This window comes from Bacillus sp. JZ39, from assembly GCF_053903145.1.
Window position 1 is genome coordinate 3,261,235 of record NZ_CP096389.1, and the last position, 24,820, is coordinate 3,286,054.

A 24,820-nucleotide genomic window follows, 5' to 3' on the forward strand; every position below is an offset into this window, starting at 1 on the left:
TCACCACGTTCCTCTCACAAGCATAAATGCTTCTGCTGCAGAAAAACCCGATTTAGCTCCCCATACGTATGCGTTATTTTCTATCGCTTGCAAGGATCGCGGATGCGGGAAATCCCTCAGCTCCGAATCATAGCACGCCATGGCCTTCAGCTTCAATTCAAGCTCTTCTTCTATATTAATGAAGAAATTCGCATGGAATTGATCCTTCTTCAAGTAGTTCCACTCTGTCGAGGATAAGGTCTCGTATGCCAGAACCTGTTTTACGGAATGACCTGGAAGCGGGCGGGTTGCCGTCATCACCGCTCTGAATACGACGGCATGGTCAATATTAATATCACCGCCGTATTGTGTATATACAATATCGGGCTGAAACCGTTCAATTTGTTTTTCTGCCTCTTTTACGACATCCAGCAAATCCATTGAATCCAGCCTGTTATCAGGAAGATTTAACCTGACAAAATCGCTTATGCCGAGCGTGCTAAGCGCTTGTTCCGTTTCACTATAGGAATGCTGCATGATTGAATCACAAGGTTTTTCATAGTCTTCTTTTCTAGACGATTTTCCTTCAGCCATAATGACAGCCGACACACTGTCTCCTTGACGGACATGTTTCGCCAACGCTCCGCCGACGCCGATAATTTCATCGTCCGGGTGCGCCGCAAATACCATTACTTTCATCATATTGTCCCCCTTTGATTAACGTCTCGCAAATATCCGCGCCGCAGTTCATAAGCATATCAAGCATAGAGAGATGAGGAATGTGCTCTCCGAACAACTGCGGATAATGGATGGCCCTGATTTGCTGGTATTCGATTGTAATTCCGCTTCTATCAAAATCACTTTCTATTAAATAGTCTGATCCTTGGCTGCCTGAATAATAGTGATCAGCTCCAAGTTCTTTACAAAGCGCGAGCACAAAATCACTCTTTTTTTCATTACGGCATTCGAGCTCCGACACATAGCAAATTGGCGTCGATATGCGAAGTTCCCGCAGAAAAAAATTAATGATGAACATATTTAAATCATGAAGATACTCCCATTCACGCTGATAGACATCTTTAAAAAACATTTGATATTCCTCGAAATAGGGAGCCTTCGCATAATTCATTTTAATCGCCATCCAGTGTTTCTTCCGCCAGTCCTGCTCTTGGTCGATTTTCATATCACGAAGCTCGATATCCTTATAATTTTTCATCTGCAAAGGAACAGTCAGCCACATGGGGCCTTGGGAAGTCTTGATTCTGTTCCGATTGAGAAATCCCTTTTTCTCAAACTGGGCTGTATCGTGAATGGCAAATACATCTGATTTATGGATTTTTTCAAAAAAACCATACCAGGGGAGATAACTGGACTGATGGCCGCTTACCACTTTTACTCCGTTTCTGTGAAATGTCGACATCGTTTCTCTTCAGCTCCCCAATATCGTTTCGGTCTGGCAATTTCTTTACTGTGGGAATATCCAAAATCAACCCATTGCAGTTTCTTGCCGATGGCGAATGATAAAGCGTTCCGCATCAGCAAATAAGAGGCCTGCGTTTCTTTTCCGGCAGGGCTGTTTACATTCTGCCAATAATAGAAATGGGAATGGTCATATAGAAAAATACTGCTGCTGATCATGTCAGCTTCAAGAAACGCCCCCACCCAAAAGACTTGCCTTCCAAGGCTTTCTAGCAGCTTTTGAAAAAAATCCTGACTCAGCATATAGGCTGCGCCGATAGCTGCTGTATGCGCCTTATACAATTCGTAAAACTCAGAGAGTGATTCTTGTCCGATAAGGCGGACGGACACATTTTTCTTTTCCGCATATCTGACGGCAGTCCGGGCTTTTCCTGAACAGTTTGTCCATAGCTCTTCAAATGTATCGGGAAGCGGCAATATGTGTGTGGCTTTTTCCGCCCAATGTTCTCCCGTTTCTTCGATAAAAGAAGTTTGGCCATGCGGAAGCAGGAGCCGCGATAATTTCTGTCCAAATAAAGCCTTGATTTCGCTTTGCAGCCATTCAAATGAAATCGGACGGTCTGAAATGACGCCGCCGTATCCTATCATATTCCCGCTGAGCAAGCCATTCTGCTCAAACACCGGAACATATATCACTTGTCCGCCGTCCGATGTCAGCTTAACAGGGTGAAACGAGGTATTGGGGAGCTCCTCCATGAGCTTCCCCCAATCATAGCTTTGAAACAATCCAGCCTGAAAAATGCCAGCAGCCCGTTCCCAAGCCTGAGGCGTTACGGAAAATGCTGTTTTTTGCATGATATATCACCAACATTCATTTCTTATTCTTTTGCTCTGCATACGCTAAAACGGTTTCAGCAATATACTTCACCTGCTCTGTGCCAAGAGGCGGTTTGAACGGCAGTGAAAGAACCCTTTTCCACAGAGAATGTTCATCCTCATGCCGTGAATAAGGCTGATACAGCGGAATAAGGTGAAGCGGAAGGTAGTTCCAGCAGGTTTGAATCCCTTTTGCCGCTAAATAAGCAGAGCAGTCGTACCTTTCCCCTTCATGAGGGAAGACGATTGTCAAATAGTTCAGGCTTTCTCCCTCCTGCGGCTGAATCATCTTGATCCCGTATAACTCTTCTGCCCGTGCAAAAATGTATCTTGCCGTCTCCAAATTTCTAGATGAGTCTCTCACCAGCCGCTCCATCTTTGACAGCTGGTATTCGATAATGGCTTGCCTTACCGGATGCATTCGCAATAAAGGGACAGTAGCAGGTTTTTTCGGAAGGACTTCAAGCTTGCTCGTTTTCATAGAGGTCTGAACACCCGTTTTTCTGAATAAGAAAGATAGAGTCCTAGATCTCATCAAAGCCTGTATTCGCTGCTGTCTCATATAAGCATCATAATCAGCATTGACTTGCTTTCGCTGTTCCATCGGCAGCCTGGCGTTTTTGTCCAGAACTTCTTTTCGGGCGATTAACGCTCCGCCCCCTATACTGCCGAGGGGCTTTGAGGGTCCAAAGCTCAAGATGCCGAAATCCCCCAAACCGCCTGCAAAGGTTCCATCTTGTTTTGTAAACATGGCCTGAGCGGCATCGTCAATGACACGAATACGCTTTTCTTTCGCCCACTCGATAAGTTTCATGTTTTCCTGCCGGCCGTAAACGTGCGTTAAAATCACAGCGCACGTCCTCTCGGTCACTTTGTTTTTCACGTCTTCGAAGGATAGGGACAAATCATCATCCAGATTGGCAAACACTGGGGAAGCTCCGGTTTGAAGCACAGCATCAATTACATTTGGACAGCTAAATGATGAAAAAATCACTTCTTTTCCAGGCCCCGCTCCGGATAATGTCAATGCAAGCGCCAACGCCGCGCTTCCACTCGAAGTCAATTCGATGCTCTTTCCATAGCGTTTTTCCAATTTTTCTGCCAACGTTGTTCTTTTAGCTGAGATTAAGTGGGTGAAAAAACTTCTGCCTGAAAGCTGCCCCGGATAAATCGGAAACTTGATCTGTTTGGGGTTTTCAGGATAATGGAAGTTTTTGTTTTTGTCTTTCAACTTTAATCAGCCTCAGGCCTTCATCTAGGTTAATTTTAGGAGCATATCCAAGCAGACGCTTTGCCTTCTCGATCGAAGGAGCACGTTTGAAAATTTCAATGTCTTTCCCCCGGACACCATCCTCGCCCAGCTTTTTAAATGTATAATGCTCTTTCTCCCTGCCAGTCATCACGTTGATTTTCTCTGCCAGTCCTTTTATGCTGATTGGCAGATCGTTTCCTATGTTGAAATCTTCATAGGCACTCCCTTTGTGCAGCAGCGCCAGGTATGTTCCGTTCACGATATCACTAATGTAGCTGAAGCATCTGATTTGGCCGCCGTCTCCGTAAAGAGGAAGCTCCGCGCCAGCTTCGGCCAAACTGAAGAACTTGTTTATGACAAAGTCCTGACGCTGCTTCGGGCCGTACACATTAAAGTATCGGACAACTCTGACATGCAGTGAGGCTGATGCCTGCTCCTTCAAATATTCCTCAGACTTTAATTTTGCTTTTCCATAAGCGGATTTAGGGAGCTTCTGGCTTGATTCCGTATATGGATAATCTGGCGAATCTCCGAACACTTCTGAGCTGGAGGAAAAAAGAAGGGTCTTGATCCCCAGCTCCTTGCATACCTCCGTTACGTTTTTTGTTCCTTCAAAATTCACCTTGATTACGTCCTCTTCATTGCTGCGACAGCTGTCTACTCCGACCATTGCCGCTAAATGAACGACAGCATCTGCTCCTTTTAATGATTCCCGAAGCGATTGACGGTCTAAAATATTGGTTTGGCGGAATTCTGCCTGAAAATCCGGCTTTTTTTGATCAGCGATGATCGTATGATAGCCTTTCTTCTGTAATACCCCCGCTAATTCACTTCCTATAAAACCTGCTCCGCCTAAGATAGCAATGTGTTTCATTGTCCGACCTCCTGGCTTAAAGATAAAACATCTTTAATTGATTGAACGATGTATTGACAATCTTCCTTCGATAATTGGCTATAAAGAGGCAGCGATACAATTTCAGGAAAGATGCGTTCAGTTACCGGCAGCTTTGCAGGAAAATGCTCTCTATAGTAGGGATGCATATGCACAGGGATAAAGTGGACACTCAACCCAATATGCTTCGCTTTCATCTCTTCAATAAACTGGTCTCGGTCCATTTCTCCGTGTTTTTTCACCCGCAGAATGAACAAATGCCAGGAATGTGTGATATGGCTTGGGATGTCTGTTAAAGGAAGTTCTGCTCTTTCTGGATGATTGATAAGCTCAGACGCATAATAGTTTGCGATTCTGGTCCGTTTTTCTTGGATCTCAGCAGCCCGTTTCAATTGAATGAGCCCAAGAGCAGCCTGGATATCTGTCATGTTGTACTTAAAGCCGGGAAGTAAAACATCATATCGCCAGCTGCCCTTTTCACCGTATCGATTCCAAGCATTTTTTGTAATGCCATGCCATCCATACAGTCTTGCTCTTTCGGCAGCCTCTTCATCCTTAAGAATAAGAGCTCCCCCTTCTCCCGTCGTTATATTTTTGGTGGCATAAAAGCTGAAGCATACGGCATCTCCATGTGTGCCGATCATCTTCTCGTTATACCTTGTCCCAAGCGCGTGTGCGGCATCTTCAATCAAGTACAGTCCATTTTCCTTGCATATGCTGCTAAGCTCATCCAAATTTGCCGGATAACCTGCAAAATGGACCGCAATGACCGCTTTTGTCCGCGGTGAAAGCTTTTGTCTGACATCTTCCGGATCTATACATAAACTATCCTCACAAATGTCGGCAAACACCGGGGTTGCTCCTACATGCAAAATGACGTTTACACTTGAACAAAACGTGAAGCTTGGAACAATGACTTCATCTCCTTCTCCTACACCGAGTGCAAGCAAAGCCATGTGTAAGGCAGCAGTTCCTGAATTACAGCTGATTACGTGCTCCGCTCCCAGACATTCGCCAAGCTTTTTCTCAAATTCAATCACCTTCGGACCTTTTGAAATCCACCCCGACTTGATCGTTTCAGCTACAGTTTCCAATTCTTCGTTTGTCATATCAGGTCTGTGAAAAGAGATAAATTGTTTACTAATGACAGTTCCCTCCTATAGTGTGACAAGCTTTGCATTATCAGCTATTTTTTCTCTGCAAATGTTTCTCGTGTCGAAAATAATAGGCGCTGTATCCTGCAATATACTGTAATTGATATCATCATGATCGGTATGAATAATAACGACATCATATTGGTTGATCTGCTCCTTGGTGAAAGGGACGGAGTGCTTGATGCTGCCGTCTTCCAGGCAGATTTCACTGATAAAAGGATCATAGTAATCTATCATGCATCCCTTTTTCATTAAATCATCGATAATTGCAAATGCAGAAGACTCACGAGAATCATTGGTATTTTTTTTATAAGCAGCACCTATTAATAAAATATTGCAGTGTTCTTTATCAACCAGTTTCATGGCATAGTCGGACACTGAAAATGGCATTTCAGAATTGATTTCATCCGCTAAATCAATCAGCTTTGTCTGCAATCCCTTTTGGTTAGCTATCCATTTAAAATAAAAAGGATCAATCGGTATGCAATGGCCGCCTACACCAGGGCCCGGGCTGAATTTTTGAAACCCGAACGGCTTCGTGTCTGCCGCATTGATCACTTCCCATATATCAATATCAAGTTCTCGGCAATTGAGTGCCATTTCATTGATGAGAGCTATATTTACATAACGGTAGGTATTCTCTAGGAGTTTAGCTGTTTCTGCTACTTCAGGTGAGGTTACTGGATGAATGCTTGTAACGATGGTGTTGTAAAACGCTGAGGCAAGTTTTGTGCAAGTCCGGGTCATTCCGCCGACCACTTTAGGGATATCGGCGACTTCGTAATGGCTGTTCCCAGGATCAATTCGTTCAGGTGAATAAGCTATAAAGAAATCGGAGCCTATGTTGACCTGCCGCCCTGCTGCCATTCTGTCAGCAATTTTTTGTTTTGTTGTGCCCGGGTAGGTTGTACTTTCTAAAATTAAAAGCTGATTTGGCCTTCCGTAAGCCAGCATGGTGTCAACTGCACTGTCTATATAGCTAAGGTCGGGTATCTTATCTTTTTTGTTCAAAGGTGTCGGAACACATATCACAATAATGTCGCAGTGTTCTATGAGAGACATATTCTCACTCACTTGAAAACGCTCTGTGTGAAGTGCCTCTTTTAATTGGCTATCGTCTACATCTCGAATATGGCTGTGCCCGTCTTTCAGCAAAGAAACTTTTTCGCTGTTCCTATCAAAGCCGATGACGTTGTATCCTTTATTGACACATTCTAATGCAAGAGGAAAACCCACATATCCCATCCCCAATACACCTACAACAGCCTGTTTTGTTTCAATCAATTCTAAAAGCAGCTTATGACTGAGGTTTCGAGCTTCTTTTGTGACAGGATTCATTTTTGGACCCCCTATAAGATAGAAAAGGATATATTTTTACATAATTAAACAATTATCGATCGATACTGCAATTATAACAAAAGTAAAAAAACGGTAAATGGGCTTTGTCTCCTTTTATTTGGTAGGGCATTATGATGCGATTTACTATTAAGTGGAATTTTTTGTGCCTAAGAAAAGGTATTTATCAGGGGGATAATGAGAATATTTCCTCTATTTGAAAGAATATATAGAAAATTTCAAAAACAGGCCGAGGCCTGTTTTTTTAATCTATATTTGCCTCTTGTACAGCAGATAACAAGAGCTGTCCCGCTTCGTTCAATCTTTCTTTGCTGATATGTGCGATGTTGTCTTTTTCGGTGTGATACCATGGCCCAGGCTCTTGCGTATCCGGACTGAGCCAAATCCAATTAGCCGAAGGTATGCCCGCTTCATAAAATGACACGTGATCAGAGTATCCCAGCTGTGTGAGACGAGGTGCTTTAAGCTTTGCTCTCTGGGCAGCATTCACCGCATAATTGACACTTGCATTTTTCTTGCCATCCGGGGTCGTTATATACATTTGGCTTGCGTCTTTCCAGTCAGTCGCAATCATATCAGCATTAAAGTTTGCACGGCTGTGTTTGATTTCATCCGAGGTAAGCGTACTGACATAATATGAGGAACCCGCTGACCACAGCTCTTCAGCTCCGAAAAAGATAAAACGGATTTCTTTGTTTTTGGGAAGGTGCTTGCTTTGCTCAATCATCTCTAATACGGCGGATGTGCCTGATGCATTATCATCAGCCCCAGGTGCATCTTTAACTGTGTCATAATGCGCAGTTACATAAAGAATATCCGGGTGTTTTGTGTGCTGCGCTTTGCGTGTCCCTATTATGTTTTGTGAAGTGCGGTTTCGATAGTTTTTAAATTGAATGACAGCCTGCTTTTCTTTCAGTAAAGCTTCCCCGTCTTCTTTTTTCATTCCGGCAGCCGGTACCGTGATATGTTTTGGTTTTACCGGTCGGATAGCGAGAGGCTTTGTCTTGCTGTTATAAATAATGACAGCCTTTGCGCCGGCATCTTGGGCGTTTTTTAATTTCTGAGATACTGATATTTTTCCCTCTCTCATAACGGCGATTTTCCCCTTGGCTTCTTTTTCATCAAGATTGAGCCCATAGCCTCCGTCTAAGACCGCACCCTCCACTCTCTCTTCATTTTCCACAGCGCTCTTATCCGCTGATCGTATTGGATATTCATGATCGCCTGCCATTACTGAACCAGAATAATATGTTTTCACATGAAATGGCTGAATGCGAACAGCTAATCCCTCATCTTGAATCCGTTTCGATATGTATGACGCTGCTTCTTTTTCTTTCTCTGTCCCTGTTTCTCTCGGACCTATGACCTCACTCAGTTCATGAATGGTTTCATATGCATGCTCCTCATCAAACAACGGAGCCATCTCAGAAATAGAATGAGACTGTATCCCGTTCACCTGTACAGCTGAAGATCCCCATATGACGCTTCCAGCCAGTGCCGCTGACATCAAAATCATTTTCATTTTTACATTCCTCCTCTTATTCACCCCTTTCTTTTCGGTTTTGCTGTCTTGATTCCTTTAAAATGCAACAAAATGAACATTAGTTACCAAATCGAGGTAATGAGATAGGCGGAGAATAAAAGCTGAGGCTAGGAAAGTTTGCATAAAAAAGCCGCCGAGACTTATCTCGGCGGTCTTTTTATTACTTGTTTAAGTTGTAGAAAGAGTTGATACCGTGGTATTGAGCAGTTTCAGCCAACTGATCTTCGATGCGAAGAAGCTGGTTGTATTTCGCAACACGGTCCGTACGAGACGGAGCACCTGTTTTGATTTGTCCTGCGTTTGTTGCCACAGCGATGTCAGCGATTGTGCTGTCTTCAGTTTCACCAGAACGGTGAGAGATAACAGCTGTGTAGCCTGCGCGTTTCGCCATTTCGATCGCATCGAATGTTTCAGTCAATGTACCGATTTGGTTTACTTTGATCAGGATAGAGTTGCCTACGCCGTTTTTAATACCTTCAGAAAGTTTTTTCGTGTTTGTAACGAAGAGGTCGTCACCAACAAGCTGAACTTTTTTGCCAAGACGCTCAGTAAGAAGCTTGTGGCCTTCCCAGTCGTTTTCATCAAGTCCGTCTTCGATAGAGATGATTGGGTATTTAGAAACAAGCTCTTCATACCAGTCAACCATTTCAGCAGATGTTTTCACAACGCCTTCGCCAGACAGATGGTATTTGCCGTCTTCTTTGTTGTAGAACTCAGAAGATGCAGCATCCATAGCAAGTTTAACTTCTTCGCCAGGTTTGAAGCCGGCTTTTTCGATTGCTTCAACGATTGTTTGAAGTGCTTCTTCGTTAGAACCAAGGTTTGGAGCGAATCCGCCTTCGTCACCTACAGCAGTGTTTAAGCCTTTTGCGCTTAATACTGATTTCAGGCTGTGGAAGATTTGAGCGCCCATGCGAAGTGCTTCACGGAAGTTAGGAGCACCTACAGGCATGATCATGAATTCTTGAATATCCACGTTGTTATCAGCATGCTCTCCGCCATTTACGATGTTCATCATCGGTACAGGAAGCGTTTTTGAGTTGAATCCTCCAAGGTATTGGTAAAGAGGAATCTGTAAGAAATCAGCAGCAGCACGCGCACAAGCCATAGATACGCCAAGGATTGCGTTCGCACCAAGTTTGCCTTTGTTTTCAGTACCGTCAAGCTCGATTAAAAGCTGATCGATTGCGTTTTGTTCAGTTACATCAAAGCCAAGAAGCTCTGGAGCAATGATTTCGTTTACGTTGTTAACAGCTGTTAACACGCCTTTTCCAAGGTAACGGTCTTTGTCGCCGTCACGAAGCTCAACCGCTTCGTATTCACCTGTAGAAGCTCCGCTTGGCACTAATGCGCGGCCGAAAGCTCCTGTTTCTGTATATACTTCAACTTCAACTGTTGGGTTGCCGCGGGAGTCTAATACTTCGCGTGCATAAACATCAACAATGTATGGCATGAGTTTTGTCTCTCCTTTTGATTTTCAAATTATTTTTGAATTAAAGATGTTCCTGTCATTTCTTTCGGTTTTTCAACACCAAGAAGGTCTAATAACGTTGGTGCAAGGTCGCCTAGGATTCCGCCTTCACGCAGCGTAATGCCTTCTTTCGTTACAATCACAGGGACTGGGTTTGTTGTATGCGCAGTGTGCGGTTCGCCTGATTCTGTAATCAGAATGTCAGCATTACCGTGATCAGCGGTAATGATGGCATGTCCGCCTTTAGCAAGAATCGCGTCAACGACTTCGCCCAAGCATTCGTCCACTGCTTCAATTGCTTTAATTGTTGGTTCAACCATTCCGGAGTGGCCGACCATATCAGGGTTTGCGAAGTTAAGAATGATCGCGTCATGCTTGTCAGCTTCAATTTCTTTGACAAGCGCGTCTTTCACTTCATACGCACTCATTTCAGGCTTCAAGTCATACGTTGCAACTTTAGGCGAGTTGATGAGAATACGCTCTTCACCCGGGAATTCAGCTTCACGGCCGCCGCTCATAAAGAACGTGACGTGCGGATACTTTTCAGTTTCTGCAATTCGAAGCTGTTTTAACCCGTGCTGAGATAATACTTCTCCGACTGTGTTATCAAGATTTATCGGTTTAAACGCTACATAGCCGTCAACTGTTTCACTGAAGTGAGTCAGGCAGACGAAATACAGGTTCTTTGGATAATTCTCGCCGCGGTCGAAGTCACGGAAGTCTTTGTTTGTGAACGTGTTGGAAATCTGGATAGCGCGGTCCGGTCTGAAATTATAGAAAATCACAGAATCGCCGTCTTGGATTTTCGCAACAGGCTCACCGTTTTCTTTTGTGATGACAGATGGAATCACGAATTCATCGTAGATACCATTTGCATATGAATCATCAACAACATCCAGGGCGCTGCGGTAAGATGGGCCTTCGCCGTACGCCATTGCGCGGTACGCTTTTTCTACACGGTCCCAGCGTTTGTCGCGGTCCATAGAGTAGTAACGTCCGGAAATGCTGGCGATTTCACCCACACCGATTTCCTTGATTTGATCGTTCAACTGGTTGATGTACGTTTTCGCTGTCTGCGGACCTACATCACGGCCGTCAAGGAAGCCATGGATATAAACCTTTGTCAGCCCTTCTTTTTTCGCAAGCTTTAACAGTGCGAATAAATGGTTGATATGGCTGTGCACGCCTCCGTCAGATAAAAGACCGAACAGGTGCAAGGCTTTGTTGTTTTCTTTCGCGTTGCTGATCGCGTCAAGGAATGTTTGATTGCGTTCGAACTCTCCTTCACGAATGGCAACATTTACGCGTGTTAAGCTTTGGTACACAATACGTCCCGCACCGATATTTAAGTGACCTACTTCGGAGTTCCCCATTTGCCCTTCAGGAAGACCTACAGCCTCGCCTGAAGCAGTCAATGTTTGATGAGGATACTGGTTCCAATAGCGGTCAAAATTCGGTTTTTTCGCTAAAGCGACTGCGTTCCCTACTGTTTCGTTACGTAATCCGAACCCATCAAGAATGATGAGTGCAGCTGGTTTTTTACTCATATTGACCTTCCTCCAATAATTGAACGAATGACTGTGGCTCAAGGCTCGCGCCGCCGACCAAAGCACCGTCAATATCGGACTCTGCCATATATTCTTTAATGTTTGCAGGCTTTACGCTTCCGCCATATTGGATGCGAAGCTTGTCTGCAGCTTCTTGGCTGAAGCTTTCAGCGACGGTTTTACGGATATGCGCACACACGTCATTCGCATCTTTCGCTGTAGAAGATTTGCCTGTTCCGATTGCCCAGATTGGCTCATACGCAATAACAGAAGCAGCAACTTGTTCTTCAGAAAGACCAGCAAGGCCTTTTTTCACTTGGTCAGCAACAAGATCATTTGTTTTGCCGGCTTCACGCTCTTCAAGCGTTTCACCTACACAGATGATCGGCACAATGCCGTGTTTGAAAGCTGCGTGTGCTTTTTTGTTAACTGTTTCATCAGTTTCAGCGAACATTTCACGGCGCTCAGAGTGGCCGATGACGCAGTAGTCAACGCCAAGGTCTTTCAGAGCAACCGGGCTGATTTCGCCTGTGAACGCGCCGCTTTCTTCGAAGTGCATGTTTTGAGCGCCGACTTTTAGGTCAGTGCCTTTAACAGCAGAAGCAAGCTTTTCTAAGAAAAGCGCTGGCGCGCAAACAACAGCTTCAGCTTTGTCTGCTGCTGGAATGGAAGATTTCACTTCTTCAACGAAGCTGACAGCTTCGCCGAGTGTTTTGTTCATTTTCCAGTTACCGGCGATAATTGGTTTTCTCATCTGTTCCACTTCCTTATAGCAGTTTTGAGATTATTTATCGTTCAGTGCAGCTACCCCTGGAAGCTCTTTGCCTTCCATAAACTCAAGGGATGCGCCGCCGCCTGTTGAGATGTGGCTCATTTTGTCAGCAAGGCCGAATTTTTCAACCGCTGCCGCAGAGTCTCCTCCGCCGATGACAGAGTATGTATCTTTCGCCTCTGCCAATGCTTCCGCAACCGCTTTTGTTCCTTGAGCGAACAAGTCGATTTCGAATACACCCATTGGTCCGTTCCACACGACAAGTTTGCTGTTTTTGATGACGTCAGCATACGTTTCGCGTGTTTTCGTACCAATGTCGATTGCTTCTAAATCACTAGGGATTTCAGAGATCGGCACAATTTTCACGTTTGCATCGTTAGAGAAATCATCTGCAACGAGTACATCTTCAGGCATGTAGAAGTTAACGCCTTTTTCTTTAGCGCGGTCCATAAATGATTTCGCAAGCTCGATTTTATCCTCTTCAAGAAGAGATTTACCGACTTCATAGCCAAGCGCTTTTACGAAAGTATAAGCAAGACCTCCGCCGATGATCAGGTTGTCTACTTTATCAAGAAGACTTTCGATTACACCGATTTTGTCTTTTACTTTCGCTCCGCCGATGATCGCTGTGAACGGGCGGTCAGGATTGGAAACCGCTTTTCCAAGTACATCAAGCTCTTTTTCCATTAAGAAACCTGCAACTGCTGGCAGATGCTCGGCAATTCCAGCTGTAGATGCGTGAGCACGGTGGGCAGCACCGAATGCGTCATTTACATATACATCTGCAAGCTCAGCAAATGCTTTTGCAAGCTCAGGGTCATTTTTCTCTTCACCAGGATAGAAACGTACGTTTTCCAATACAAGAACGTCTCCGTCCTTCATCTCGGAAATTTGTGCTTTTACAGCATCGCCGTATGCTTCATCCGCTTTTTTCACTTCTTTGCCAAGCAGTTCGCCGAGACGTGCAGCGACAGGAGTTAAACGAAGCTCCTCAACCACTTCGCCTTTCGGGCGGCCTAAGTGGCTCGCAAGAAGGACTTTTGCGCCTTGGTCTGCAAGGTGTTTGATTGTTGGAAGCGCAGCACGGATACGTGTATCGTCTGTTACTTCCCCGTCTTTCATTGGAACGTTAAAGTCAACGCGGCAGAATACAACTTTGCCTTTTACGTCGATGTCTTTGAGAGTTTTTTTATTCATGCCTAGGAGATCCTCCTTCAAAATGGTTTGCATACAGCACGAAAAACGTGAAACCGTCTGTTCAAGCGATAACTCCGCTAGGGCAGATCGCAGTCTTTTTCGGCACAGGGCAGTTCGTCTAAAAGCCAGGGCAGCGGCCTTAGGCGAAAGCGCCGGCAAAGCTGCTTAAAATGCGGTCGTTTCTCTATCACAGAGCGTTTTCTGAAAGCCGGTCTTCATGGAAAAAGGGAAAGGGAGTCCGTCCCCTTCCCTTGTCCGCTTTCATTATAGCGCTTCTATTCGAAAGAACCAAGTCAGGTCCTTTTTCAGCTATAAATTAAAGACCTTTTTTTGCGATGTAAGCTGCAAGGTCAACAACGCGGTTAGAGTAGCCGCTTTCGTTATCGTACCAAGAGATTACTTTTACCATGCTGCCTTCCATAACCATTGTAGAAAGAGCATCGATTGTAGAAGAGTTTTTGTTTCCGTTGTAGTCGCCAGAAACTAATGGCTCTTCGCTGTAGCCAAGGATTCCTTTAAGGTCGCCTTCAGCCGCTTCTTTAAGAGCTGCGTTTACTTCTTCAGCTGTTACTTCTTGGTTCAGTTCAGCAACCAAGTCAACTAGAGAAACGTTTGGAGTTGGAACACGCATTGCTCCACCGTTCAGTTTGCCTTTTAGTTCAGGAAGAACTAGAGAAACTGCTTTAGCAGCACCAGTTGATGTTGGGATGATGTTTTCAGCTGCTGCACGCGCACGACGGTAGTCTTTGTGCGGAAGATCAAGGATTTGCTGATCGTTTGTGTAAGAGTGAACAGTTGTCATCATACCGCGTTTGATGCCGAATTTATCGTTAAGTACTTTTGCAAACGGCGCAAGGCAGTTTGTTGTGCAAGATGCGTTAGAGATAACATCGTGGTTAGCCGCATCGTATTTATCTTCGTTAACACCCATAACGATTGTGATATCTTCTTCGTTAGCAGGAGCAGAGATGATTACTTTTTTCGCGCCAGCTTCTAAGTGTTTCGCAGCGTCTGCGCGTTTTGTGAAGAAACCAGTAGATTCAACTACGATTTCAACGCCTTGTTTACCCCAGCTAAGTTTAGCAGGATCGCGTTCTGCAGAAACTTCAATTGTTTTGCCGTTAACAACAAGGTTGTTACCGTCAACTGAAACTTCAGCGTCTAATTTTCCGTGTACAGAATCATATTGTAAAAGGTGAGCCAGCATGTTAGCATCTGTTAAATCGTTAACCGCTACTACCTCAACTTCAGGATTGTTTAATGCTGCGCGGAATACGTTACGTCCAATACGACCAAAACCGTTAATACCGACTTTTACTGCCATGATTGTTTCCTCCTTTAAATAAGTGAGAGATATTTATATTGAGGGATTATTCATCCCTTAATAACTTCTTTGCGGCTCCTTCGTCTGTGACGAGAACCGTGTTGCGCGGCTTTTTAAAGTAAGCCTCGATCGCTTCGGCTTTTGATGATCCGCCCGCTACCGCAATAATATCGGGAATGGCGTCTATGTCATCCAGCTGCATTCCGACAGAATGCACTTTGTGAACCACTTCGCCGTCCGCGTTAAAATAGTAGCCGAACGCTTCTGTCACCGCGTCGTTATCATCTATTTTCTTTAAGTCTTCTAAAGGCGTGTTTCTGCGCTGAGCCATAGTTTTAGCTTCGCCGATTCCGTGAACCAGCATACTCGCTGATTTAATGGTGTTCAGCACCTCTTTGACAGAAGGCTCTTCAATAATAGATGAATAGGCGCCTTGTGACAGCTGTCCCGGAACAAACAAAAGCCGGTAAGTGCCTGAAGCCTTCTCCGCCATATGCGCGCATATGGTGTTCGCCTGGTTTTTCACGTCTTCGCCTAAACCGCCTCTTGCAGGCACAAACAAAAGCTCGCGGTTTTTAGAATCCGGCGTCATCATTTCGGCGACAGCTTCAATTGTCGTACCGCCAGTTACAGCGACGATATTTTTGCCTGAAAATCTTTTTTTCATACATGCGACAGCCGCTCTTCCCATTTCTTTTTTGACCCATGGGGATTGATCGCTGTCTCCGGATACGATAATGGCATCCTTCAGATTTAAACGTTCTTTTAATGTCTTTTCCAAAAGAGTCAAACCTAAAACATCTTTCATCGTATCTTCCAAAACAGAAAGCAGTTCATAGCCCTCTTCTGTCAATGTCATGCCGTTTGTCTTAATATCGACCAGGTTCTGTTCCTTTAAAAACTGAACCTCGCCCCTCAGCACACGCTCGCTGATTTCGAGACTGGCAGACAGGCTTCTTCGCCCGATGGGTTCTGTCAGCCTGATATACTGCAAGATTTCAAACCTCTTTTGCATAACGAGCAGAAGATCAGGCAATAATTTTTTTTGAGCTTGTATTAACTGGTTCATGACTCAAACGTTCCTTCCTTTTTTGCTGGACATTATATGTCCCGCTATGACAAAAAACGTCCCATCATAGCCAAAAAAAATCATTTCTGCTTTCTTTAATTATTTTAACAGGGTGGAATTGTTTATTCAACTGTTAAGAGCCAATTCATCGACAATATTCGCAGAGTTTTCATGCCGCGTCGTTTTATCCAGCAATATTTTATCCTATATATCTTTATCTTATACAGAAAGCGCCAAATGGTGCATCCCAATATAAACAGCCCTTCCCGTAGAAAGGGCTGTTTCATTAAAGCGTTTTCATTTTATCCAAAGCTTTTCAATTTCCTCGAGCGATTTGTTCTTCGTTTCCGGACAGATCGTAACGACAAACAGGAAACAAAGGATGTTAATCACCGCAAAGATCCAAAATGTATAGGCGAGCCCGAAAGAATCGATCATCATTGGCACAAACTGTCCGATCGCCCAGTTTGCTGCCCATAAAAAGATGGTCGCAATGCCCGCGGCCCGCGCACGCAGATGGTTCGGGAAGATTTCAGAAATCATAATCCATGTGATCGGTCCGACCGAGACACAGAAAGCAGCGACAAAACCTAATATAAGGACGATCATCATGATCCCGCTTGTTAACTCAAAGTAAAACGACGTCCCGATTAAAATCATAAAAATAGCCATAAAAGCAGAACCGATGGACATCAGTTTTTTTCGTCCGACTTTATCAATCAGCAACACCGCAATAACGGTAAAGATGACTTCTACAACCCCGACGATACAAGTTGTCACAAATCCGGCATTTTGCCCGAATCCCATCATTTTAAAGATTTCCGGCCCGTAGTAAGTAATGGCGTTCATGCCGATGACTTGGTTAAAGAGCGCCAGCAGGATTCCAATGACAAGCGCCTTTCTGAGACCCGGCTTAAACAGCTGGGAGAGCGACCCCATTTGTTCTATTTTTAATGAGTTCTCAATGTTCTTTAATTCTTCTTTTGCAACAGTTTCTCCATTAATACGTGTCAGGATCTTTAAAGCTTCATTTGTTTTGCCCGCTTTCGCCAGCCATCTCGGACTTTCCGGGACGACGAGAAGGACAAGGAAAAAGATGACGGACGGCACCATTCCATAAGCAAGCATCCATCTCCAGCCGGTGTGCACGCCCCATTCGTATGTTCCGGACCGCTGCACAGCTAGATTAATAAAGTATGTTGCGGAAATACCCAGTATCGTAAAGAGCTGATATAAGGAAGATAAACTTCCGCGTATGGCGGGCGGTGCCGCTTCTGTAATATACGTAACAGAGAGCGATGAGCCCATCCCGATTCCCAGCCCCCCGATAATCCTTGCAATGATTAAGGTGGACACGTCTTGAGAAAGCGCTGAAACGATTGCTGATATCGCAAATAACAAAGCGGCTGTCATTAAAATTTTTCTCCGGCCGAATCTGTCACTTAAAAATCCGGATATCCCGACGCCCACAACTCCTCCAATCATAATGCTTGAAATGACAAGTCCCTCCATAAACGGACTCAGGCTGTATAAATCTTTCAGAAAACCGATAGCGCCAGAAATCACTGCCGTGTCATAGCCATACAATAAGCCGCCAAGCCCCGCCGCACATGAGATCAAAATGACAAATCCCATTGAATGGCTTCTTGTTACAGGAACATTTGGTTCTAATTGTGTTGGAGTATTCTTCATTTCCCTGCCCTCCCGAATGTTGAGTAAAGCGTTTACATTATGATTTTCAATTGTACGTACTTATATTAAAATTTAACGAAAATTACACTTAATTAGTACGTACAAATATAGAATAATCTTGTTTGCATTTTCTGTCAATGTTTTCTTACAAAGAACGCTGTGATATACTGAAATTTGTCCGTATACATTTTGGAGGAATGGATATGTTACCAAAATACGCGCAAGTAAAAGAAGAAATCAGTTCTTGGATTAATCAAGGCAAAATACTGCCCGATCAAAAAATCCCTACCGAAAACGAATTAATGCAGCAATTCGGCGTCAGCCGGCATACCATCCGCAAAGCGATCGGAGACCTCGTATCACAAGGTCTGCTGTACAGCGTGCAAGGCGGAGGCACCTTTGTCGCTTCACGCTCTGCTAAGTCAGCGCTGCATTCCAATAAAACGATCGGTGTTTTGACAACTTACATATCAGACTATATTTTCCCGAGCATCATCAGAGGAATCGAGTCCTATTTAAGCGAGCAGGGGTATTCTATGCTTTTGACAAGCACAAACAACAACCCGGACAATGAAAGAAGAGGCTTAGAAAACCTGCTGTCCCAGCATATTGACGGACTCATCGTAGAACCGACAAAAAGCGCCCTTCAAACCCCAAACATCGGCTATTATCTGAACTTGGAGAAAAACGGCATTCCTTTTGCGATGATTAACGCGTCATATGCCGAGCTTGCCGCGCCAAGTTTTACCTTGGATGATGTGAAAGGCGGGATGATGGCGGCGGAGCATTTGCTTTCTCTCGGCCACACGCATATGATGGGTATTTTTAAAGCTGATGACACACAAGGCGTGAAACGGATGAACGGATTTATACAGGCGCACCGGGAGCGTGAGTTGTTTCCTTCTCCGGATATGATCGTGACATTTACAACGGAAGAAAAAGAATCAAAACTTCTGGAGAAAGTAAAAGCCACACTGGAGAAAAACAGCAAGCACATGCCGACAGCCATTCTTTGTTATAACGATGAAATTGCGCTGAAGGTGATTGATATGCTGAGGGAGATGGATCTTAAAGTGCCGGAAGATATGTCTATCGTCGGGTATGATGATTCACATTTCGCCCAAATCTCAGAAGTGAAACTAACCTCTGTCAAACATCCGAAATCAGTGCTTGGAAAAGCAGCCGCCAAATATGTCATTGACTGCTTAGAGCATAAAAAGCCGAAGCAAGAGGATGTCATATTTGAGCCTGAGTTGATCATTCGCCAGTCCGCACGAAAACTGAATGAATAAAAAAAGCAATGTATGGGTCTCCCCGCTACATTGCTTTTTTTTATAGCTGTTATCTGTTTTTCCAAACGTCAGCGATGATTTCAAACGAACGCATTCTGTCTGCGTGTTCAAAGGTTTCTGAGTTAACCATAATTTCGTCAGCCTGTGTCGTTTTAACGAAATCTTCAAGCTTCGCCTTCACTTCTTCCGGACCTCCGACAATCGTGGAGCTCAGCTGCTCATTGACCATCGCTTTTTCATACGGGCTCCAGATTTGATCCATATCCTCAACAGGCGGTTTAAGCTGGTTCGGCGTACCGCGGACAAGATCAAGAAACCTTTGATAATGCGAAGTCGCAAGGTGCTGCGCTTTCTCGTTTGTATCTGCCGCGATAATGGTGACACCGACCATCGCATACGGTTCGTCGAGCACGTCTGACGGCGTGAAGGAATTGCGGTACAGCTCCAAAGCAGGAACCGTATTCGCCGGTGAGAAATGAGCGGCAAAGGCAAACGGAAGACCTAGTTCACCAGCCAGACGGGCGCTGAAGCCGCTTGAGCCCAGCAGCCAAATCGGCACATCTATGCCCTCTCCCGGAATAGCGCGGACTTGATTGCGCACATTTCCCTTCGGTTTAAAGTAATTGCGCAGTTCCTCTAATTGTTCTGGAAAATCCTCCCCGCTGTTGATGTTTCTGCGGAGCGCTCTGGCTGTCAACTGGTCTGTTCCCGGCGCACGTCCAAGCCCCAGATCTATCCGCCCGGGATACAGTGTTTCCAGTGTGCCGAATTGTTCAGCAATGACTAATGAAGAGTGGTTCGGGAGCATAATGCCGCCGGAACCGACGCGGATTTTCTTCGTGCCTCCGGCAATATGGCCAATCAAAACTGCAGTGGCGGAGCTTGCAACACCTTCTATATTATGATGTTCAGCAAGCCAGTAACGGTGATAGCCCCATTCCTCTGCCCGGCGCGCCAAGTCCATGCTGTTTCGGAATGATTCTGCAATCGTTCCTCCCTGAACAACCGGAGATAAATTCAAGACAGAAAGCAAGGTATCTTTGCGTTGGTTGTTAGACATATTGTTCTCCTTTGCAAATGTGTTATCAGTAAACAGCCCAAAGCTGTCAGGTCATGATTGAAAGAACTTCTATCACACCATAACACAACTGCATTCAGGAATAAAAGAATTTGATTCGATGAAATTCGAACAATGTAAAACGAACGGTTTGGCCCGCTATTCTGCTCCAAACAGCTCCTTAGCCATCTCAATAAAGAGCTTAGCCGCCAGAGAAGCCTCCTTTAGCGACGGAACAGCAAGCTGCACATCACGGTATACCTGCGGGTCCAATTCCCGGGTCACCACATGCTCCGGAAGCGGCATCCCCGACATGGACATTTCTGATAAAATCGCGAGACCCAGGCCTTCTCTGATCATACTGATCGAGGTGTTGATGTTATAGACCGTGAAAGCTGGGTGCAGCGTAGCGCCCGCCTGCCTGAACATATCGACAAATGGTGATTCATAGCCTCCGTCACAGACGATCATCGGTTCATGGTCAAGATCTTTCAGCGTAATGGCCGAATGACTGGCAAGCGGGTGATCGTCCCTGAGCACGACAGCCATTTTGTCTTTTTTCAAATGGATGTACTCCATCTCCTCTGTTGGATACAGAAGAATGCCGACATCTATCATCCGCGTATGAAGCCACTCCTTGACTTCATTTACAGTTCCCTCGTGCAGCACGAGCTCAAGTTTCGGATATTTTTGTTTAAATGCACTAATCAGCTTCGGCATAAAATAAGCCGAGGCAGTTGAGAATGTGCCGATATGGATCGTTCCCAGTTCAAGCCCTTTTTCCGCTGCTGCTACCTGCTCAACTTTTTCAATGCCTTTTAAGACTTCTCTGATGTGTACTAAGATCTGTTTTCCCGTATCTGTCAGCATCAGGCCATTGCGGCGGTCACGAATGATCAGCTTTACATCAAGCTCAGCTTCGATCGCAGAAATCGCATGGCTGACAGCCGGCTGTGTCATGTTCAGCGCCTGACCCGCTTTTGTAAAGCTTCCCGTTTCAGCTATTTTCACAAAAACCTTTAATTGTGTAATGGTCATAACAATTTACTTATGCTCCTTATAAAAAAGATTCATTTTATTTATCTTATGTTCTACCGTATCATATGATGGAAAAGTTCTACAAGGAGTGAATGAACAATGAAGCAGCTCTCAAAAACGCGGACAGCTCTCCTGCTCGCATTTCTCGTCATCATGTGGGGCGTCAATTGGCCGCTGTCCAAAGCCGCGCTCGCCTATTCTCCGCCATTATTGTTCGCGGGCATCCGAACGCTGATCGGCGGGCTTTTATTAGTCATTGTCGCACTGCCGCGTATTCATAAATTACGCTTAAAAGAAACGTGGCCGATTTATCTTGTTTCTGCTCTTTTAAATATTACGTTATTCTACGGCCTGCAAACGATCGGGCTGAATTATCTTCCGGCCGGCCTGTTTTCTGCAATCGTCTTCTTCCAGCCTGTTCTGATGGGTGTATTTTCTTGGCTGTGGCTCGGCGAATCCATGTTTGTAATGAAAGTGATCGGCCTCATCCTCGGTTTTGCGGGAGTAGCCGTCATTAGTGCTGCGGGCTTTGGCGGGCATATTTCTGTCATGGGGGTTCTGCTGGCTCTCGGCTCCGCAATCAGCTGGGCGCTCGGGACGGTATATATGAAAAAAACAGGCAGCCGCGTCGATTCCATCTGGATGGTCGCTCTGCAGCTGACGATCGGAAGCGTGTTTCTGCTTATATCCGGCTTTTGGACAGAAAGCTTTTCGGCGATCCAATGGACAGCTCCGTTTATCACGAGCCTGCTGTTCATCTCCGTATTCGTTATCGCGCTCGGCTGGCTTGTCTTTTTTACGCTTGTCGGTTCAGGCGAAGCAAGCAAGGTCGCATCTTATACTTTTTTGATTCCGCTCATATCAATCGTGGCCAGCTCCATTTTCCTGCATGAACCGCTCACCCTTAGCCTCTTGGCAGGGCTGCTGCTGATTGTCACGAGCATCTGTCTCGTGAATACAAAATCAAAAGCGCAGAAAGCTGCGGCGATTGGTATAAACGAGAAAGCTGCACAATAATAAAAACCCTCTTGCCGGATGCGGCAAGAGGGTTTCTTATTTACTGATGCTTGCGTCCTTTGACCAAATATACAACTGTAATCAAAAGGTAGATCGCCGCAGTAATGCCGGTAATGACAATTGATGTTGTCATGATGACCCCGATCAGAATGGCGAGTAATGCCACAATCGCAAACCATGTCGTGTACGGGAACCATTTTACATAATAGGCCGGTGTTTCCGTTTGCTGTTTTCTCGATTTTAAATGAGCGAATCCGATGATCAGCCAAATGAATAAAACGGTATATCCCAATGATCCCATTAAATAATTAAATGTTTGGCTTCCTGCGAACAGAGAAATCAATACGCCAATATAGAGAGAAGAAGTGCACATCAGAATCGCAAACATCGGTACGTTTTTCGATGAAAGCTTCGAGAAGACCTTTGGAAGCCTTCCGTCACTTGCCTGTGTATACAAAATGCGTGATGATCCGTATAAACCTGAATTCATAGAAGAAATGATCGCCAGCAGGATGACTGCATTCATGATATGATCCGCGCCCGGAATGCCTACCATTTTAAAGACCATCACGAAAGGACTTTCCGGAACGGAATTGACTTGGTTCCATGGAATCAGGCTGACGATGATGAAAAACGGCAGCAGGTAAAACGCGACAATCCGTGTCAGTGTGCTGCGGACAGCTTTCGGGACAACCTTTTCCGGATTTTTTGTCTCTGCAAGCGTTACACCGATAATTTCTGTACCGCCGTAAGAGTAGATGACGACAAGCATCGCCGTGATCAGCCCTGTGCCGCCGTGCGGGAAAAATCCGCCGTGGTCTGTCAGGTTGGAAAATCCGGATGCTGTATGATCACCGAATGATACAAATAAGAGCAGCAATCCGAGAATAATAAAGATAATAATAACGGTAATCTTGATCATTGCCAGCCAATATTCAGTTTCGGCGAAGATTTTAACAGAAAGCAAGTTTACAATCGTGACGATAAGAGAAATTCCTAATGCCAACACCCAGATCGGGCAGCCCGGCAGCCAATATTGAATGAAAATCGCAGCTACAACAGCTTCAGCCGCAATGTTAAGCACCCACATTTTCCAGTAGATCCAGTCCAAAAAGTAAGCGGCGTAATTTCCCAATACCTGCTGGACAAGATCACGGAAGGTTCTGGCGTTACGGTTTCGAACAGCCATTTCCGCCAGCCCCTGCATAATAAACAGCAAAATAATCCCGCCGAGCAGGTATGCGATAATGACAGATGGCCCTGCCACATCGATCGCTGAGCTGCTCCCCTTAAATAAACCTGCGCCGATTGCTCCGCCCAGCGCCATCATCATAATATGGCGGGACGTCATCGTGCGTTTTAACGTTTGATTGTCGTTTTTCATCCTCTTCTACCTCTCCTTCTCGTTTTCAAAAACAAAAAAGCCCGCCGTCTCCTACCTAATCTAATAGATAAAGAGACGACGAGCCTTCGGCTGACCGCGGTACCACTCTTGTTGATTCTTCATGAAGAATCCTGCTTTTGACCTGTAACGAAGGTTAGCCGTTAAAACATAGGGAATATTCAATCTATTCCGTTCCGTCTTACCACTCCCGGGCGAGTTCAAAGAAGAATCAGGCTGCGTCGCACCACCCCGCAGTTCTCTGTTCTGATCACTTTCTTTTACTGCTCCCAATCTATGTGTTTTAGTTTTCTGAAAAACTCAAATTTTATGATCTGAATATATTAACATAATATACGTGCTTCTCTTTTAACTGTCAATAACTTCAGAGAAAAAAGAAACTGTTATTTTGTCCCTTTTCGAATGGCTTTCCAAAAGGATTCTGACTCGTTTCCTAATGCGTAAACTGAAACACCTGCTATTTTATATTGCTTTGCCAGATGGCTTTTCGTTTGAACGGTTTTTTCGTTTTCATACCACACGACATGTTTATGCTTCTTTTTGTCAACATAAGAAAACGTCATCGAACCTGATTTTTTGTTGAATGCCGGCTTTGCTTTTTGTTTTTTGATGAGGGATTTGAGCTCATTCCATTCCCTTATTGTGCTGGCACTTCCGTCTTTTACATCCCAGTCATAGCCGTACGCAGGGATTCCCATGATGACTTTATTGGCTTTGATCTTTTTGACTGAAAACTGCAGAGAGCTTTTAATCCAGTTTGTGCTTGCCACTGACCCCGGCTCACCCCAAATGCCGTGTTCATCGTAGGTCATGACTTGTACGAAGTCGGCATATTTGCCGATTTTCGCATAATCATACGGCCAGCTCCAGTCATCATTTTTATCATCGGCGCTTTTGGCCGGAACGGATACCATTGTTTTAATATGTTTCTTGTTCAAAGCCTGTGAGACATATTGAATGAAGTTCGAGTATGCAGCGCGGTCTTCTGGATTTACTGCTTCAAAATCGATATTGATTCCGTAATATGAGTGCTTTTTGGCCAGTGTAATTAACTGATCAGTGAATCGTTTTTTCGCTGTTTTATTACTCATGACTCGACTCGCTAAATCTCCGTCAAAATCATAAATGGCATCATTATAGTTTGAAATGACAGCCCATGTCTTGATTTTTTTCTTTTTCGCATATGTCAGCTGCTTGCTTGGGGCATCGCCAATGATTTGTCCGTTTTTTTCAAACGCAAATGTATCGGTTGCGATGGCATTCATGTATGTATGATAGTTCGTAAGAGAATTGTATGAAGCCGTATCCCCAGTCGTGTAGCCTAATGTCATACCGGCTGCCTTCGCTTCTGTTTTTGTATACATAAACAGAACAATCGCAATCGCCAGTGAAACCGCTATGATCAGCCATTTTTTCATCGCATTTCCTCCTGTATCAAGTTATACTCTACTCATCGGCCAAAAAATTGGAA

At 44.8% G+C, this 24,820-nt stretch carries 21 protein-coding genes and 1 other annotated feature; of the genes, 2 read left to right on the forward strand and 19 right to left on the reverse strand.

Features of this window, described 5'->3' with window-relative positions; all coding sequences use genetic code 11:
* The 15 genes from M1D65_RS16790 to araE form a co-directional block, all read right to left on the reverse strand.
* Complete coding sequence (locus M1D65_RS16790) at positions 1 to 678, reverse strand: PIG-L deacetylase family protein (RefSeq protein ID WP_015483702.1); 678 nt, start codon at positions 676 to 678, stop codon at positions 1 to 3.
* Positions 641 to 1,399, reverse strand: coding sequence for a WbqC family protein (locus M1D65_RS16795; RefSeq protein WP_064671581.1), 759 nt, complete (start codon positions 1,397 to 1,399; stop codon positions 641 to 643). Before M1D65_RS16795 ends, M1D65_RS16790 begins: the two co-directional genes overlap by 38 nt.
* Positions 1,372 to 2,253, reverse strand: coding sequence for a GNAT family N-acetyltransferase (locus tag M1D65_RS16800; RefSeq protein WP_032726876.1), 882 nt, complete (start codon positions 2,251 to 2,253; stop codon positions 1,372 to 1,374). The genes M1D65_RS16795 and M1D65_RS16800 overlap by 28 nt, the downstream gene beginning before the upstream one ends.
* Before the next feature lie 16 nt (positions 2,254 to 2,269).
* The gene (locus M1D65_RS16805) at positions 2,270 to 3,505 is read right to left on the reverse strand and encodes an aminotransferase class V-fold PLP-dependent enzyme (RefSeq protein ID WP_064671580.1); all 1,236 of its coding nucleotides are present in this window, start codon (positions 3,503 to 3,505) and stop codon (positions 2,270 to 2,272) included.
* Positions 3,471 to 4,400, reverse strand: coding sequence for an NAD-dependent epimerase/dehydratase family protein (locus tag M1D65_RS16810; protein ID WP_032726878.1), 930 nt, complete (start codon positions 4,398 to 4,400; stop codon positions 3,471 to 3,473). Before M1D65_RS16810 ends, M1D65_RS16805 begins: the two co-directional genes overlap by 35 nt.
* Entirely contained in the window at positions 4,397 to 5,527 is a 1,131-nt protein-coding gene (locus tag M1D65_RS16815; RefSeq protein ID WP_032726879.1) for a DegT/DnrJ/EryC1/StrS family aminotransferase, read from the reverse strand. Before M1D65_RS16815 ends, M1D65_RS16810 begins: the two co-directional genes overlap by 4 nt.
* Before the next feature lie 48 nt (positions 5,528 to 5,575).
* Positions 5,576 to 6,910: a nucleotide sugar dehydrogenase gene (locus M1D65_RS16820; RefSeq protein WP_276354082.1), complete on the reverse strand. Its 1,335-nt coding sequence runs from the start codon at positions 6,908 to 6,910 to the stop codon at positions 5,576 to 5,578.
* A 262-nt stretch (positions 6,911 to 7,172) separates the two neighbouring features.
* Positions 7,173 to 8,450: a M20/M25/M40 family metallo-hydrolase gene (locus M1D65_RS16825; protein WP_064671579.1), complete on the reverse strand. Its 1,278-nt coding sequence runs from the start codon at positions 8,448 to 8,450 to the stop codon at positions 7,173 to 7,175.
* A gap of 181 nt (positions 8,451 to 8,631) precedes the next feature.
* Positions 8,632 to 9,924 (reverse strand): phosphopyruvate hydratase, encoded by a 1,293-nt coding sequence (gene eno, locus M1D65_RS16830; RefSeq protein WP_003228333.1) that lies wholly within the window; start codon positions 9,922 to 9,924, stop codon positions 8,632 to 8,634.
* 29 nt (positions 9,925 to 9,953) lie between these two features.
* The gene (gpmI, locus tag M1D65_RS16835; RefSeq protein WP_003228330.1) at positions 9,954 to 11,489 is read right to left on the reverse strand and encodes a 2,3-bisphosphoglycerate-independent phosphoglycerate mutase; all 1,536 of its coding nucleotides are present in this window, start codon (positions 11,487 to 11,489) and stop codon (positions 9,954 to 9,956) included.
* Positions 11,482 to 12,243 carry a triose-phosphate isomerase gene (gene tpiA / locus M1D65_RS16840; RefSeq protein ID WP_003243394.1) on the reverse strand — a complete coding sequence of 254 codons (762 nt, stop codon included), beginning with the start codon at positions 12,241 to 12,243 and terminating at the stop codon, positions 11,482 to 11,484. Before tpiA ends, gpmI begins: the two co-directional genes overlap by 8 nt.
* Before the next feature lie 30 nt (positions 12,244 to 12,273).
* A complete protein-coding gene (locus tag M1D65_RS16845; RefSeq protein ID WP_003243051.1) occupies positions 12,274 to 13,458 on the reverse strand; it encodes a phosphoglycerate kinase in 1,185 nt (394 codons plus the stop codon).
* Between the two features lie 316 nt (positions 13,459 to 13,774).
* A complete protein-coding gene (gap, locus tag M1D65_RS16850) occupies positions 13,775 to 14,782 on the reverse strand; it encodes a type I glyceraldehyde-3-phosphate dehydrogenase (RefSeq protein WP_003219957.1) in 1,008 nt (335 codons plus the stop codon).
* Between the two features lie 46 nt (positions 14,783 to 14,828).
* Positions 14,829 to 15,851 carry a gapA transcriptional regulator CggR gene (cggR, locus tag M1D65_RS16855; RefSeq protein WP_017695173.1) on the reverse strand — a complete coding sequence of 341 codons (1,023 nt, stop codon included), beginning with the start codon at positions 15,849 to 15,851 and terminating at the stop codon, positions 14,829 to 14,831.
* A gap of 297 nt (positions 15,852 to 16,148) precedes the next feature.
* Positions 16,149 to 17,543, reverse strand: a complete 1,395-nt coding sequence (gene araE / locus M1D65_RS16860; protein WP_064671578.1) for an arabinose-proton symporter AraE — start codon at positions 17,541 to 17,543, stop codon at positions 16,149 to 16,151.
* A gap of 203 nt (positions 17,544 to 17,746) precedes the next feature.
* Here araE and araR point away from each other — a divergent pair, with 203 nt between their 5' ends.
* On the forward strand, positions 17,747 to 18,835 hold the full coding sequence (gene araR, locus M1D65_RS16865; protein WP_003243070.1) for an arabinose utilization transcriptional regulator AraR: 1,089 nt from the start codon (positions 17,747 to 17,749) through the stop codon (positions 18,833 to 18,835).
* A gap of 49 nt (positions 18,836 to 18,884) precedes the next feature.
* Here the strand turns inward: araR and M1D65_RS16870 are convergent, their stop codons facing one another.
* Both M1D65_RS16870 and M1D65_RS16875 read right to left on the reverse strand, forming a co-directional pair.
* A complete protein-coding gene (locus M1D65_RS16870) occupies positions 18,885 to 19,895 on the reverse strand; it encodes an LLM class flavin-dependent oxidoreductase (protein WP_064671577.1) in 1,011 nt (336 codons plus the stop codon).
* Positions 19,896 to 20,051: 156 nt separating this feature from the next.
* A complete protein-coding gene (locus tag M1D65_RS16875) occupies positions 20,052 to 20,930 on the reverse strand; it encodes a LysR family transcriptional regulator (protein ID WP_038429652.1) in 879 nt (292 codons plus the stop codon).
* 99 nt (positions 20,931 to 21,029) lie between these two features.
* Here M1D65_RS16875 and M1D65_RS16880 point away from each other — a divergent pair, with 99 nt between their 5' ends.
* Positions 21,030 to 21,947 (forward strand): DMT family transporter, encoded by a 918-nt coding sequence (locus tag M1D65_RS16880; protein ID WP_046160857.1) that lies wholly within the window; start codon positions 21,030 to 21,032, stop codon positions 21,945 to 21,947.
* A 40-nt stretch (positions 21,948 to 21,987) separates the two neighbouring features.
* On the opposite strand, the gene M1D65_RS16885 is transcribed toward M1D65_RS16880, so the two are convergent.
* Positions 21,988 to 23,331 (reverse strand): amino acid permease, encoded by a 1,344-nt coding sequence (locus M1D65_RS16885; RefSeq protein WP_128747238.1) that lies wholly within the window; start codon positions 23,329 to 23,331, stop codon positions 21,988 to 21,990.
* A 68-nt stretch (positions 23,332 to 23,399) separates the two neighbouring features.
* Positions 23,400 to 23,635 (reverse strand) — a binding site (T-box leader).
* A gap of 97 nt (positions 23,636 to 23,732) precedes the next feature.
* A complete protein-coding gene (locus M1D65_RS16890; RefSeq protein WP_456270639.1) occupies positions 23,733 to 24,767 on the reverse strand; it encodes a glycosyl hydrolase family 18 protein in 1,035 nt (344 codons plus the stop codon).
* Between the last annotated feature and the right edge of the window lie 53 nt (positions 24,768 to 24,820).

Bases quoted from the DNA above. Each gene is read 5' to 3' on its own strand.
- M1D65_RS16800 (WP_032726876.1), bottom strand. From the start codon at position 2,253: ATGCAAAAAACAGCATTTTCCGTAACGCCTCAGGCTTGGGAACGGGCT.
- M1D65_RS16825 (WP_064671579.1), bottom strand. From the start codon at position 8,450: ATGAAAATGATTTTGATGTCAGCGGCACTGGCTGGAAGCGTCATATGG.
- M1D65_RS16890 (WP_456270639.1), bottom strand. From the start codon at position 24,767: ATGAAAAAATGGCTGATCATAGCGGTTTCACTGGCGATTGCGATTGTT.
- M1D65_RS16845 (WP_003243051.1), bottom strand. From the start codon at position 13,458: ATGAATAAAAAAACTCTCAAAGACATCGACGTAAAAGGCAAAGTTGTA.
- M1D65_RS16815 (WP_032726879.1), bottom strand. From the start codon at position 5,527: ATGACAAACGAAGAATTGGAAACTGTAGCTGAAACGATCAAGTCGGGG.
- M1D65_RS16820 (WP_276354082.1), bottom strand. From the start codon at position 6,910: ATGAATCCTGTCACAAAAGAAGCTCGAAACCTCAGTCATAAGCTGCTT.
- M1D65_RS16790 (WP_015483702.1), bottom strand. From the start codon at position 678: ATGAAAGTAATGGTATTTGCGGCGCACCCGGACGATGAAATTATCGGC.
- M1D65_RS16870 (WP_064671577.1), bottom strand. From the start codon at position 19,895: ATGTCTAACAACCAACGCAAAGATACCTTGCTTTCTGTCTTGAATTTA.
- gap (WP_003219957.1), bottom strand. From the start codon at position 14,782: ATGGCAGTAAAAGTCGGTATTAACGGTTTTGGTCGTATTGGACGTAAC.
- cggR (WP_017695173.1), bottom strand. From the start codon at position 15,851: ATGAACCAGTTAATACAAGCTCAAAAAAAATTATTGCCTGATCTTCTG.
- M1D65_RS16885 (WP_128747238.1), bottom strand. From the start codon at position 23,331: ATGAAAAACGACAATCAAACGTTAAAACGCACGATGACGTCCCGCCAT.
- araR (WP_003243070.1), top strand. From the start codon at position 17,747: ATGTTACCAAAATACGCGCAAGTAAAAGAAGAAATCAGTTCTTGGATT.
- M1D65_RS16880 (WP_046160857.1), top strand. From the start codon at position 21,030: ATGAAGCAGCTCTCAAAAACGCGGACAGCTCTCCTGCTCGCATTTCTC.
- araE (WP_064671578.1), bottom strand. From the start codon at position 17,543: ATGAAGAATACTCCAACACAATTAGAACCAAATGTTCCTGTAACAAGA.
- tpiA (WP_003243394.1), bottom strand. From the start codon at position 12,243: ATGAGAAAACCAATTATCGCCGGTAACTGGAAAATGAACAAAACACTC.
- gpmI (WP_003228330.1), bottom strand. From the start codon at position 11,489: ATGAGTAAAAAACCAGCTGCACTCATCATTCTTGATGGGTTCGGATTA.
- M1D65_RS16795 (WP_064671581.1), bottom strand. From the start codon at position 1,399: ATGTCGACATTTCACAGAAACGGAGTAAAAGTGGTAAGCGGCCATCAG.
- M1D65_RS16875 (WP_038429652.1), bottom strand. From the start codon at position 20,930: ATGACCATTACACAATTAAAGGTTTTTGTGAAAATAGCTGAAACGGGA.
- M1D65_RS16810 (WP_032726878.1), bottom strand. From the start codon at position 4,400: ATGAAACACATTGCTATCTTAGGCGGAGCAGGTTTTATAGGAAGTGAA.
- eno (WP_003228333.1), bottom strand. From the start codon at position 9,924: ATGCCATACATTGTTGATGTTTATGCACGCGAAGTATTAGACTCCCGC.